Raw genomic sequence first — 12356 nt, 5'->3', positions numbered from 1 at the left:
GGTCAACCCTTCTGGAGCAGTTCTTTGAGCTTGAGACGTTCGATCAGCTGCGTTTCGCGGTCGTACATGCCTTGAACGTATTTCTGGTAGTCGGGGCCGTCGAGGTACATCACGGGTGCGTCGATCTTGTCGGCCACGGCCTTGAACTCGGTGCTGTTGACGGCGAAGCGGAAGGCATCGCGCAGCTTCTGCTCGACCACCGGGTCCAGGCCCTTGGGAGCACCGATGCCATTGGGCGCGTCGACCACCACCTTGTAGCCGAGGTCCTTGAGCGTGGGGGTGTCCTTGAAGCGCGGCGTGCGCTGCTCGCCCCAGGTGGCCAGCAGGCGAAGCTTGCCGGCTTCGACGTGTGGTGCCCACGAGCTCGAATCGGCCAGCATGTCGACCTGACCACCCAGCGTGTCGGACAGGGCTTGCGCGCCGCCCTTGTAGGCGATGGCGTTGAGCGAGATGCCGGCGGCCAGCGCGAACTCTTCCATGCCCACGTGCGTGGCGCCGCCGATGCCGGCGTGGCCGTAGCTCACGATGCCGGGGTTGGCCTTGGCGAAGGTGACCATGTCCTTGAGCGTTGCGAATTTCGAACTGGGCAGCACGGCGATGCCGAAGGTCTGGCCCGAGGTGCGGGCCAGATAGGTGTAGTCCGTGCGCGGGTCGGCCTGCAGCGTGCCGAGCTGCGAGAAACGGGTCACCGAGATCGGGATCTGGCCGATGGTGTAGCCGTCGGGTCGGGCGTTGGCCAGGGCCTTCGCACCGATCATGCCCGCCGCCCCCGCCTTGTTTTCCACGGCGATGGGTTGCTTGAGCACGTTGGCAGCCACCGAGCAGATCGCGCGCATCGACTGGTCGGCGGTGCCGCCGGCAGGCCACGGGCAGATGAAACCGATGGGGCGCTCGGGGTAGCGGGCCGCGTCCGATGCGAATGCGAGCGATGGCACGAGGATGCCGGCGGCGGTGGCGCTGCCGCCCACGAGCAGTTGGCGGCGGGAGATGGGGGTGCGGGATTGGAGTTTCATTGTCTTCCTCTGTGGTGGAGCCGGGATTGTTCGGCATCCATCCATAACAATCCAATCGTTAAACGGAATCGCTTCATGAGCTGATGGTTATGATTGAACCATGGCTGCCATCGACCGTGTCCTGCGTTCCAACATCAAGTTGCGCCACCTGCAGCTGCTGGTGGCGCTGGACCAGTTCCGCCACCTGGGGCGCACGGCGGAGTTCATGTCGGTGAGCCAGCCGGCCGTCTCCAAGATGCTGACCGAGGTGGAGAGCATGTTGGGCTCCACGCTGTTCGAACGCTCGACCCGCGGCACCGAGCCCACTGCCGCCGGCTGCTCGCTGGTGCGCTTCGCCCGCTCGGTGCTGGCCGACTACGAGCGCACGCGGGACGAGATCGCGGCGGTGGAAAGCGGTGCGGCGGGGCGAACCCGTGTGGGCTCCATGGTGGTCACACTGCCTGTGTTGCTGGCCCAGGCGGTGGCGCTCTTCAAGAGCGATGCACCGGGGGCCACGGTGCTGGTGGAGGAGGGCGATCTGACCCAGCTGCTGCCCAAGCTGAGGCTGGGCGAGATCGACCTGTTCGTGGGCAGGCTCGAACCTGGCTATGCGGCCCCGGACCTGGTGACCGAGAAGCTCTTCAACGAGCCGATGGTGGCGGTGGTGGGCGCGGGCCATACCCTCTCGCGCAAGAAGCAACCCACCTGGGCCGACCTCGCTGCCATGCCTTGCGTGCTGCCGCCGCCCTGGGCCTCGCTGCGGGTGAAGCTGGAGCAGCAGTTCTTCAAACACAAGCTGCAACCGCCGGCGGACATCATCGAGACCGCATCGTTCCTGGCCATCAGCACCTTCGTGCAGCAGCGCATGGCGGTGGCCTTCGTGGCGCGGTCGGTGGGCCAGCACTTCGAGCGCGAGGGCCTGTTCAAGGTGTTGAAGCTGCCGGTGCCGGTCGATCTGCCGCCGGTGGGCCTGATCACGGTGCGCGGGCGCCCGCCGACGAGGATCACCGAGCAGTTGATGCAGTCTCTGCGGCGTGTGGCGGCAAAGCGGTGACGCTGGGCCAGAAAAAAGGGCCTTGATTTCTCAAGACCCTTGAATTCGTTGGCGGAGACTGTGAGATTCGAACTCACGGACCCTTGCGGGTCGGCAGTTTTCAAGACTGCTGGTTTAAACCGCTCACCCAAGTCTCCGGATGCGTCGGCAATGCGGCGATTTTAGCCTGCGACGGCGGCTGGCTCGGCTTGCGGCTGGGGCAGCATGCCGCGCGTCTCGATGAAGCGCACCACCTCGTCCACACCGGCCAGCGTCTTGAGGTTGGTCATCACCCAGGGCCTGCGCACGCTGTCGGGGCGCATGCGTGCGGTGTCGGCCTTCATCACCTCCAGGTCGGCGCCCACGTGGGGGGCCAGGTCGGTCTTGTTGATCACGAAGAGGTCGCTCTTGGTGATGCCGGGGCCGCCCTTGCGCGGAATCTTCTCGCCCGCGGCCACGTCGATCACGTAGATCGTGAGGTCGCTGAGTTCGGGGCTGAAGGTGGCGGCGAGGTTGTCGCCGCCGCTCTCGATGAACACCACGTCGGCGTCGGGGAACTCACCGAGCATGCGGTCGATGGCTTCCAGGTTGATGGAAGCGTCTTCGCGGATCGCGGTGTGCGGGCAGCCACCGGTCTCCACACCCATGATGCGTTCGGCCGGCAGCGCGCCGCTCACGGTGAGGATGCGCTGGTCTTCCTTGGTGTAGATGTCGTTGGTGATGGCGATCAGGTCGTAGCGCTCGCGCATGGCCTTGCAGAGCATCTCCAGCAACGTGGTCTTGCCCGAGCCGACCGGGCCGCCGATGCCCACGCGCAGCGGGGGCAGGTGCTTGGTGCGGCGGGGGATGTGGTGCAGGGCGGTCATGAGCGGAACAGGCGTGAGTACTGGGTTTCGTGGCGGGCGGAATGGATGGCCAACAAGGGGGTGAAAGCCTGCCGGTCATTGTCGTGCAGGGCGATGGCGTGGTCCACCGCGGCCGGTATCTGCTGCGCCAGGCGCGCGAGCATGCGCTGGCCGGCGCTCTGGCCCAGCGGCACCGACTTGATGGAGGCCTGCACCATGTTTTCGCACCAGCCGAAGGCGTAGCCGACCAGGCTGTCGTGCACGCTGGCACCGGTGCTGGCGGCCGCGCAGGCGCAGGCCACCGGGTAGGTGGGTGGGTCCAGGCGTGCGCTGTGCAACTGCTCGAACACGCCCGTGCCCAGATCGCCGAGCTGGCGCGCCCACTCCAGCAGCGAGCGACCCATCTGCTCGCTTTGCAGGCGGAATTCGAGCGTCTCGCGGGTCTGCAGCACCCAGTGGTTGAGTGCGTTGATGCGCGCCAGGTCGTTCGCACGCCAGGCGGGAATGGCCTGCGCCACCACGGCCAGATCGCTGCGCGCGAGACCCAGGTGCATCTGGTCGGTGAGCCAGGCGGCAGCGCTTGTTTCGTCGTGCACCAGCCCCGCGTCCACCGCGGCCTCCAGGCCTTCGGAGTACGAGAAGCCGCCCACCGGCAGCGCCGGTGAGGCGAGCCAGAGGATCTGCAGCAGGCTGGCAGCCGAGCGGGGCGGCGCCTCCACCACGTCAGCCGTGGTCATGGTCGTGGGCGTGCCCGTGCCCTGCATGCCCGTGGCCCGGGGTGGCGGCGTGGTGGGCTCCATACGCGCCGGCCTCGGGCTCGAAGGGCTCGCGCGCCTCCACCACGGTGAGGTGCATGGCGCGCAGCATGTCGGCCAGCACGTGGTCGGGCTCGATCTTCAGGTGGTCCGGCTGCAGTTCGATCGGCACGTGCCGGTTGCCCAGGTGGTAGGCCGCGCGCATGAGGTCGAAGGCCTGCTCGTGTGCCGGGTGGTCGGGGCAGGCGGTGATGCGCAGCACCGGCTGGGCCGCGGCCACCACGCGCAAGAGCGAGCCGTCCTGCGTGAGCAGCACGTCGCCACCGCGCACCACCGTGCCGCGCGGCAGGAACACGCCCACGTGGCGTTCGTCGGAAGCCACGGTGTCGAAGCGGCTCTTCTGGCGGATGTCCCAGTCCAGCACGAGCTGCGCCGCGCGCTGCACCAGTGAGGCGGCCAGGCCCTGGCCTTGTGGAATGAGTTTGGAGACTTGCAGCATGGGATCGGTTGTCAGAACAGGAAGTAGCGCTGTGCCATGGGCAGCCGGGTGGCCGGCTCACAGGTGAGCAACACGCCGTCGGCGCGCACGGCGTAGGTCTGCGGGTCGATCTCCATCTTCGGCAGCAGGCTGTTGTGCACCATGCTGGCCTTGGTCACGCCGCGGCAGCCGCGCACCGCGTCCAACGTCTTGCGCAGGCCGTAGCGTTCGCCCACGCCGGCAGCCAGCGCGGCCTGCGAGACGAAGGTGAGGCTGCTTTTGGCCATGGCGCCGCCGAAGCTGCCGAACATGGGGCGGTAGTGCACGGGTTGGGGCGTGGGAATGGAGGCGTTGGGGTCGCCCATGGCGGCCAGCGCGATGCTGCCGCCCTTCAAGATGAGGGCGGGCTTCACGCCGAAGAAGGCGGGTTTCCACACCACCAGGTCGGCCCACTTGCCGACTTCGAGCGAACCCACCACGTGCGAGATGCCGTGCGCGATGGCGGGGTTGATCGTGTACTTGGCGATGTAGCGTTTGACGCGGACGTTGTCGTTGCGCGAGCCGTCACCGGGCAGGCTGCCGCGCTGGCTCTTCATCTTGTCGGCCGCCTGCCAGGTGCGGATGATCACCTCGCCCACGCGGCCCATGGCCTGGCTGTCGCTGCTCATCATGCTGATGGCGCCCATGTCGTGCAGGATGTCTTCGGCCGCGATGGTTTCGCGACGGATGCGGCTCTCGGCGAAGGCCAGGTCTTCGGGGATGCCGGCGTCCAGATGGTGGCACACCATGAGCATGTCCACGTGCTCGTCGAGCGTGTTCACCGTGTAGGGCATGGTCGGGTTGGTGGAGCTGGGCAAGAAGTTGGCCTCGCCCACCACGCGCAGGATGTCGGGCGCGTGGCCGCCGCCAGCGCCTTCGGTGTGGAAGGCGCAGAGGCTGCGGCCCTGGGTGGCCGCGATGGTGTTCTCCACGAAGCCCGATTCGTTGAGCGTGTCGCTGTGGATGGCGACCTGCACGTCGGCTTCTTCGGCGACATCGAGGCAGTTGCTGATCGCGCTCGGCGTGGTGCCCCAGTCTTCATGGAGCTTCAGACCGATCACACCGGCGTTCACCTGCTCGTGCAGCGCCGCGGGCAGGCTGGCGTTGCCCTTGCCCAGGAAGCCCAGGTTCATCGGCAGGCCGTCGGCGGCCTGCAACATGCGTTCGATGTGCCAGGGGCCGGGTGTGCAGGTGGTGGCGAAGGTGCCGGTGGCCGGGCCGGTGCCGCCGCCGAGCATGGTGGTGATGCCGGAGGTGAGGGCCTCGTCCACCTGCTGCGGGCAGATGAAGTGGATGTGGCTGTCGATGCCGCCGGCCGTGACGATGTTGCCCTCGCAGCTGATGACCTCGGTGCCCGGGCCGATGACGATGTCCACGCCGGGCATGGTGTCGGGGTTGCCGGCCTTGCCGATGGCCACGATGCGGCCGTCCTTCAGGCCGATGTCGGCCTTGACGATGCCCCAGTGGTCGACGATCACCGCGTTGGTCATCACGGTGTCCACCGCGCCCTCGGCGCGCGTGCGCTGGCTTTGCGCCATGCCGTCGCGGATGGTCTTGCCGCCGCCGAACTTCACCTCTTCACCGTAGCCGCCCGCGGCCAGGGTGAAGTCCTTCTCGATCTCGATCATGAGACCGGTGTCGGCCAGGCGCAGGCGGTCGCCCACGGTGGGGCCGAACATGTTGGCGTAGGCGCTTCTTGAAATCGTGCTCATCAGAGTTTTCCTTGCGTGAGCCCGCGAAAGCCGAAAACGATGCGGTCGCCCGCGTAGTCCACCAGTTCCACCGTGCGCTGCTGGCCGGGCTCAAAACGCACGGCCGTGCCCGACGCGATGTTCAGCCGCATGCCGCGCGCCGCTGCGCGGTCAAAGTCGAGCGCGCCGTTGACTTCGGCGAAGTGGTAGTGCGAGCCGACCTGGATCGGCCGGTCGGCGCCGTTCTTCACCACCAGGGTGAGCGTGCGCCGGCCGGGGTTGAGGGCGTGTTCGCCCTCGTCGGTGAAGAGTTCGCCGGGGATCATGGGCCTGCCTTTCAGCGCTTGCCGCTGGACCACCACAGCGCCACGGCAATGGCCACCACCACGCCGACAAAACCCAGCGTGTCGGTGGAATGCCAGTGGGAGCCGAACAGGCCGTGGCCGTCGTGGGCGAGGGCGGGCGCGCAGAAGGCGGCGGCGGTGAGGAGGGCGGTGGCAAGGCGCATGGGAGCTTTCGGTGAAGGGGTCAGGGAATGGGTTGGTGCACGGTGACGAGCTTGGTGCCGTCGGGAAACGTGGCCTCGACCTGGATGTCCGGGATCATCTCGGCGATGCCCTCCATCACGTCGGCGCGGGTGAGCACGTTGCGGCCTTCGCTCATGAGTTGGGCCACGGTCTTGCCGTCGCGCGCGCCCTCCATCACGGCCGCGCTGATCAGCGCCACGGCTTCGGGGTAGTTCAGCTTGAGTCCACGCGCCTGGCGCCGTTCGGCCAGCAAGGCGGCGGTGAAGATCAGCAGCTTGTCTTTTTCTCTGGGCGTGAGTTCCATGGTGGTGCGTGCGTTTTCGGTGGTGCTTGGGTGGTCTGGTCAGCAATTCCCGTGCCCCGAAGGGCCCGGCGCTCCCATGTGGCACGAAAGCTGCACAAATGCGGCGTGACGACCATACCCATTGTTCCCATCCGCAGCGCTCCCGCACCCACCGCAGGGCCGGAGCCCGGGCAGGACGCGCCCCAGCGCATCACCCGCGTGCGCCGCGACTACAACAGCTGGGTCGGCAGCGAGACCATGGAGGACTACGCGCTGCGCTACACCCCGCAGCGCTTTCGCAAGTGGAGCGAATGGCGCGTGGCCAACACCGCGTTCGGCGCGGCGTCCTTCCTCATTCTGGAGGCCGTGGGCGCCACGCTGCTGGTGCAGTACGGCTTCGTGAACGCCGCGCTGGCCATCCTGTGCACCGGTTTGATCATCTTTCTCGCGGGCCTGCCCATCAGCGTGTACGCCGCGCGCTACGGGGTCGACATGGACCTGCTCACGCGGGGCGCGGGCTTTGGCTACATCGGCTCCACCATCACCTCGCTGATCTACGCCACCTTCACCTTCATCTTTTTCGCGCTCGAAGCCGCGGTGATGGCCTACGCGCTGGAGCTCGCGCTCGACATCCCGCCCGCCTGGGGCTACCTGATCTGTGCGGTGGTGGTCATCCCGCTGGTCACGCACGGCGTGTCGGTGATCAGCCGCTTCCAGGTCTGGACCCAGCCGCTGTGGCTGGTGATGATGGTGGTCCCTTTTGGGGCGGTGGCGGTCATGGCGCCCGAAACGTTCACCAACGTGGTGCGGTATGGGGGCGAATCCGGTGCGGGCGGGCAGTTTGACTGGCACCTGTTTGGTGCGGCGCTCACCGTGGGCATCGCGCTCATCACCCAGATGGGCGAGCAGGCCGACTACCTGCGCTTCATGCCCGCCAAGGAGCCGGGCAAGGGTTTGCGCTGGTGGGCCGGGGTGCTGGCCGGCGGGCCGGGCTGGGTCTTGCTGGGCGTGGTGAAGATGCTCGGTGGTGCCTTGCTGGCGTACCTGGCCATCAGCCACATGGTGTCGCCCGACCGTGCGGTGGACCCCAACCAGATGTACCTCGCGGCCTACGAGTACGTGTTCTCCGACTACGGCTGGGCGGTGGCCGCCACGGCGCTGTTCGTGGTGGTCTCGCAGCTCAAGATCAACGTGACCAACGCCTACGCCGGGTCGCTGGCCTGGAGCAACTTCTTCTCGCGCATCACCCACAGCCACCCGGGCCGCGTGGTGTGGGTGGTGTTCAACACCTTCATCGCCTTCATGCTGATGGAGATGAACGTGTTCCAGGCGCTGGGCCAGGTGCTCGGCGTGTACTCCAACATCGCCATCGCCTGGATCATGGCGGTGGTGGCCGATCTGGTGATCAACAAGCCGCTGGGCTGGAGCCCCAAGGGCATCGAGTTCAAGCGCGCCTACCTGTACGACATCAACCCCGTGGGCGTGGGTGCGATGGGCCTGGCCTCGGTCTTGTCCATCGTGGCGCACATGGGGCTCATGGGACCGGGCGCGCAGGCGTTCTCGGCGGTGATCGCCATGGTCACTGCGCTGGTCACAGCGCCGCTGATTGCCTGGGCCACGAAGGGCCGCTACTACATTGCCAGGAGTGGTGGCGTGCAAGGAGGTCCCGTCCCAGAAACACCGCGGAACTGGCTTCGCCAGGCCGCTGGTGTTGCCCCCCTTCAGGGGGGTGACGCCGCAGGCGGCGCGGGGGGTGTTCACAAGTGCGTCATCTGTGAACGTGAATACGAAGCGCCCGACATGGCGCATTGCCCCGCTTACCAAGGCCACATCTGCTCGCTCTGCTGCACGCTCGACGCGCGCTGCGGCGACCTCTGCAAACCCCACGCCAAGCTCTCCGAGCAGTGGATGGGCGCGCTGCGGCGCGTGCTGCCGCGCTCGATCTGGCCGTATCTGGAGGCGGGTCTCGCGCACTACATGCTGCTCATGCTGGTGATGGCACCGGTGCTGGCCGCCGTGCTCGGCTTGCTCTACCGGCAGGAGGTGCAGGGGCTGGCGCAGCGCACCGGCCTCTCGGTCAACGCCGGCCTGCTCGACGCGGCGCTGCGCTCGGGCTTTGTGCGGGTCTACGCCGTGCTGCTGCTCATCACGGCCACGGTGGCCTGGTGGCTGGTGCTGGCGCACAAGAGCCGCGAGGTGGCGCAGGAAGAGTCGAACCGGCAGACCCGCCTGCTCATGCAGGAGATCGAATCGCACCGCCTCACCGACGAGGCCCTGCAGCAGGCGCGCCTGGCCGCCGAGCAGGCCAACCAGGCCAAGACACGCTACATCAGCACCATCAGCCATGAGCTGCGCACACCGCTCAACAGCATCCTGGGCTATGCCCAGCTGCTGCAGGAAGACACCGGCATGGCACCGCACCGCGCGCAGGCCATCCGCGTGATCAACCGCGGCGGCGAACACCTGCTCTCGCTGATCGAGGGCACGCTGGACATCGCGCGCATCGAGTCCGGCAAGCTCGCGCTGGACGTGCGACCCATGGCCTTCGCTGGCGCCATGCGCGAGGTTGCGGGCATGTTCGAACTGCAGGCCAGCGCCAAGGGCCTGCACTTCGTGTTCGAGACCGGCAGCCGCCTGCCCGACACGGTGCGCGCGGACGAGAAGCGCCTGCGCCAGATCCTCATCAACCTGCTGGGCAATGCGGTGAAGTTCACCCACACCGGGCAGGTTCGGTTGCGCGTGACGCATGCGCGCGAAATGGCGCAGTTCGAGGTGCACGACACCGGCCCCGGCATGCGCGCGCAAGACCTGGAGCGCGTGTTCGAACCGTTTGCGCGCGGGCAGAACGAAGCCGCCGCACCCGGTCCGTCCACCGGCACCGGCCTGGGCCTGACGATTGCCAAGATGCTCACCGACCTCATGGGCGGCGAGATGACCGTGCGCAGCGCGCCGGGCGAGGGCTCGGTGTTCACCGTGCGGCTGTTCCTGCCCGAGGTGCACGGCGCGGTGCTGCCGCGTCCGCTGGCCCTGCCCAACCACATCGGCTTCGAGGGCGCGCGACGGCGCGTGCTGGTGGTGGACAACGAAGAGGCCGACCGCGAGCTGATCCAGCGCTGGCTGGAGCCGCTGGGCTTCGAGGTGATGCTGGCCACCAGCGGCCTGGATGCGCTGGCCCTGCTGGAGGGTTTGCAGCCCGGAGAAGCCGGCGCGCCCGATGCCGTGTTCATGGACCTGGCCATGCCCGGCATCGACGGCTGGGAGACCATGCGCCGGCTGCGCGCCAGCGGGTGGGGCGCGGTGCCGCTGGCCATCGTGTCGGCCAACGCATTCGACAAAGGACTCGACAACGACCTGGGCCACCGAGCGCAGGACTTCTTCGTGAAGCCGGTGCGCCGCGACGACCTGCTCGGCTGGCTGGGCCAGCGGCTGCAGCTCGCGTGGATCGAACTGCCCCCGGCGGAGCGCGGCGCTGTTCCACAAGCACCGCCGCACGCGCGGCCGGGTCATGAGGTCACCAGCGGCCGCGAATTTGAACCCCTGCTCGAACTCGTGCGCCTGGGCTACTACAAAGGCATCGTGCAGTGGCTCGACGAGTGGGTGCAGGACCACCCCGAGCAGGCGGCGTTTGCGCAGCAGCTGCGCACGCTCGCGCGCGAATTCCGCTTTGACGCCATCGAACAGCAACTGCTGCAGCGCCATGTCTGAGTTCATGCCCACCCGCACCGGCGGCACCGCACTCGGCCTGGCACCACTGGAACAGGTCGACAAACTCATCGTGCTGATCGTCGACGATGTGCCCGACAACGTGGCGCCGCTGCACGACGCGCTGGACGATGCGGGCTACACCGTGCTGGTGGCGCTCGACGGCGAGAGCGCCATCCGACGCGCCACCCAGGCCCTGCCCGACGTGGTGTTGCTCGATGCGGTGATGCCCGGCATCGACGGCTTCGAGGTGGCGCGCCGGCTCAAGGCGCAGGCGGCCACCGCGCACATCCCCATCATCTTCATGACCGGCCTGACCGAGACCGAGCACCTGGTGGCCGCGCTGGATGCCGGCGGTGCCGACTACGTGACCAAACCCATCAAGCCGCGCGAGGTGATGGCGCGCATGGGCGTGCACCTGCGCACCGCGCGCCATGTGCGCCAGGGCGCGGTGGAGCGCAGCCAGGCACGCAACGCACTGGACGCCTTCGGCTACGCCACCATCACCGTGCGCGAGAGCGACGGCCGCCTGATGTGGCAGACGCCGCTGGCGCGCGACCTGCTGCGCAACTACTGCGGCACCGAGTCACCCACCACACCACCGGCGGTGCTGCAGTGGCTGCGGCGCCACCTCGGTGAGGCGGGCGAGCAGCGCGAGCCGCCGCGCCTCACGCTGGAGAACGGCCCGCGCCGGCTCACCTTCCGGCTGCACCAGCGCGTGGGGGATGAAGATGGCGACGTGGACGCTGGCGGCGACTGGCTCATCGTGATGCAGGAAACGTCGGATGCCAGCGTGCTCTCCAGCGTGGCCGGCGCGTTCGGCCTCACCGCGCGCGAGGCCGAGGTCCTGTACTGGGTGGTCAAGGGCAAGATCAACCGCGACATCGGCGACATCCTGGGCGCCAGCCCCGCCACGGTGAAGAAACACCTGGAGCGCATCTACGCCAAGCTCGGCGTGGAAACGCGCACGGCCGCCGCCGCCATGGCCATCAACCGCGTGCCGTTGCTGCAGCCGCAGCACGGCGGCTGAGCCCAGCGCGGCCGCTGGCCCTGCTCACTTTCACACCTTCACGATCAGCCCGGCCCGCAGCTCGCGGATGCGTTTGTCGATGTAGTAGCCGCCGTACTCGGTGTAGCGCAGAAACGGGAAGCCGCAGGCCTTGCAGGCCCAGACTTCGCAGCGGTTGTAGGGGTGGTGGGCCAGCGAAATCGGTGCGTCGACCGACCACGCATCCACGCCGGTGGGGCGGTGCTCTTCCAGCGTGGGTTCGTCGTCGCCCGGCAACCACAGCGCACCGAGTGGTTGCAGCGCGGCGCCGTCCTGTGAGGCGGGGAACGATTCCCAGCCTAAGCTGGCGTAGGGCCGGCAGGTGGGGCAGGGGGCGGGTGCGGTGTGCGCCTGCGCGATGGCGGTCACCGCTTCGGGCGTCAGGCGGGAGAGGTCGGTGGGGGTGGGCATGCGAGGGATGCTACTGGAGGGAGCGATCAACGAGCCTCGGTTTGTGGTGTGTTCGATGCCGTACCATGGGCGGTATGACTACTTTTGCCGATTCCCTGAAGAAAGAGATCGCTCGCGTGGCCCGCAAGGAGCTGCGCGATGAGATCGGCGCAGTGCGCAAAGCTTCCTTGGCTCAACGCTCCGAGATCGCGGCCTTGAAGAAGCAGGTCAAGGCCATGCAGTCCGAATTGAACCGCCTGGGCAAGATGAGGGCCGAGCCTGCACGGGCAGCGCCCATCACCACCAGCGCTGCGAGCGCAGCGGCCCCCCGGGGCAAGCCCGGGCGCAAGGTGGTGTTCACGGCGGAGCGCCTGAAAACCCAGCGCGCCCGGTTGGGCCTCACGCAGGAACAGATGGCCAGGCTGCTGGGCGTCTCCTCGCTCTCGATCTGGAAGTGGGAGTCGGGCGGCGCCGTGCCGCGCGCCTCCCGTGTGCCCAAGATCCTGCAGCTCCTGGCCCTGGGCAAGCGCGAAGCGCTGGCACGGGTGGCGCCCGAGGCGCCATGACCGCAGG

At 68.0% G+C, this 12356-nt stretch carries 13 protein-coding genes and 1 tRNA gene; 4 read left to right on the top strand and 10 right to left on the bottom strand.

The genetic code is table 11. From position 1 onward, the window contains the following. Positions 1–2: 2 nt before the first annotated feature. Positions 3–1013 carry a Bug family tripartite tricarboxylate transporter substrate binding protein gene (locus tag V6M63_RS04920; RefSeq protein ID WP_332740007.1) on the bottom strand — a complete coding sequence of 337 codons (1011 nt, stop codon included), beginning with the start codon at positions 1011–1013 and terminating at the stop codon, positions 3–5. 100 nt (positions 1014–1113) lie between these two features. Between V6M63_RS04920 and V6M63_RS04915 the strand changes: the two genes are divergently transcribed. Further along, the gene (locus tag V6M63_RS04915; RefSeq protein WP_332740005.1) at positions 1114–2046 is read left to right on the top strand and encodes a LysR substrate-binding domain-containing protein; all 933 of its coding nucleotides are present in this window, start codon (positions 1114–1116) and stop codon (positions 2044–2046) included. Between the two features lie 49 nt (positions 2047–2095). Here V6M63_RS04915 and V6M63_RS04910 read toward each other — a convergent pair. The 8 genes from V6M63_RS04910 to V6M63_RS04875 all read right to left on the bottom strand — a co-directional run bounded on the left by V6M63_RS04910 (position 2096) and on the right by V6M63_RS04875 (position 6664). Further along, positions 2096–2183 (bottom strand) — tRNA-Ser (locus tag V6M63_RS04910). 24 nt (positions 2184–2207) lie between these two features. After that, the gene (gene ureG, locus V6M63_RS04905) at positions 2208–2891 is read right to left on the bottom strand and encodes an urease accessory protein UreG (RefSeq protein WP_332740003.1); all 684 of its coding nucleotides are present in this window, start codon (positions 2889–2891) and stop codon (positions 2208–2210) included. Then, positions 2888–3607, bottom strand: coding sequence for an urease accessory protein UreF (locus V6M63_RS04900; RefSeq protein WP_332740001.1), 720 nt, complete (start codon positions 3605–3607; stop codon positions 2888–2890). The genes ureG and V6M63_RS04900 overlap by 4 nt, the downstream gene beginning before the upstream one ends. Then, on the bottom strand, positions 3594–4124 hold the full coding sequence (gene ureE, locus V6M63_RS04895; protein ID WP_332739999.1) for an urease accessory protein UreE: 531 nt from the start codon (positions 4122–4124) through the stop codon (positions 3594–3596). Before ureE ends, V6M63_RS04900 begins: the two co-directional genes overlap by 14 nt. Positions 4125–4135: 11 nt before the next feature. Then, the gene (gene ureC / locus V6M63_RS04890) at positions 4136–5854 is read right to left on the bottom strand and encodes an urease subunit alpha (RefSeq protein ID WP_332739997.1); all 1719 of its coding nucleotides are present in this window, start codon (positions 5852–5854) and stop codon (positions 4136–4138) included. Continuing rightward, positions 5854–6159: an urease subunit beta gene (locus V6M63_RS04885; RefSeq protein ID WP_332739996.1), complete on the bottom strand. Its 306-nt coding sequence runs from the start codon at positions 6157–6159 to the stop codon at positions 5854–5856. Before V6M63_RS04885 ends, ureC begins: the two co-directional genes overlap by 1 nt. 11 nt (positions 6160–6170) lie before the next feature. Further along, positions 6171–6341 carry a hypothetical protein gene (locus V6M63_RS04880; RefSeq protein WP_332739995.1) on the bottom strand — a complete coding sequence of 57 codons (171 nt, stop codon included), beginning with the start codon at positions 6339–6341 and terminating at the stop codon, positions 6171–6173. 20 nt (positions 6342–6361) lie between these two features. Beyond that, positions 6362–6664 (bottom strand): urease subunit gamma, encoded by a 303-nt coding sequence (locus V6M63_RS04875; RefSeq protein WP_291087853.1) that lies wholly within the window; start codon positions 6662–6664, stop codon positions 6362–6364. Positions 6665–6778: 114 nt separating this feature from the next. Between V6M63_RS04875 and V6M63_RS04870 the strand changes: the two genes are divergently transcribed. Further along, entirely contained in the window at positions 6779–10348 is a 3570-nt protein-coding gene (locus V6M63_RS04870) for a hybrid sensor histidine kinase/response regulator (protein WP_442909542.1), read from the top strand. Between the two features lie 4 nt (positions 10349–10352). After that, positions 10353–11375 carry a response regulator transcription factor gene (locus tag V6M63_RS04865; RefSeq protein WP_332739988.1) on the top strand — a complete coding sequence of 341 codons (1023 nt, stop codon included), beginning with the start codon at positions 10353–10355 and terminating at the stop codon, positions 11373–11375. Positions 11376–11405: 30 nt separating this feature from the next. Here the strand turns inward: V6M63_RS04865 and V6M63_RS04860 are convergent, their stop codons facing one another. After that, positions 11406–11804 carry a hypothetical protein gene (locus V6M63_RS04860; protein ID WP_332739986.1) on the bottom strand — a complete coding sequence of 133 codons (399 nt, stop codon included), beginning with the start codon at positions 11802–11804 and terminating at the stop codon, positions 11406–11408. A 74-nt stretch (positions 11805–11878) separates the two neighbouring features. Between V6M63_RS04860 and V6M63_RS04855 the strand changes: the two genes are divergently transcribed. Then, positions 11879–12349: a helix-turn-helix transcriptional regulator gene (locus V6M63_RS04855; protein WP_332739984.1), complete on the top strand. Its 471-nt coding sequence runs from the start codon at positions 11879–11881 to the stop codon at positions 12347–12349. The last annotated feature ends 7 nt before the right edge of the window (positions 12350–12356 follow it).

The sequence above is a fragment of the Hydrogenophaga sp. genome (genome assembly GCF_036675665.1).
Lineage (GTDB): Bacteria > Pseudomonadota > Gammaproteobacteria > Burkholderiales > Burkholderiaceae_C > Hydrogenophaga.
This window is presented reverse-complemented; position numbering and strand designations above follow the sequence as displayed.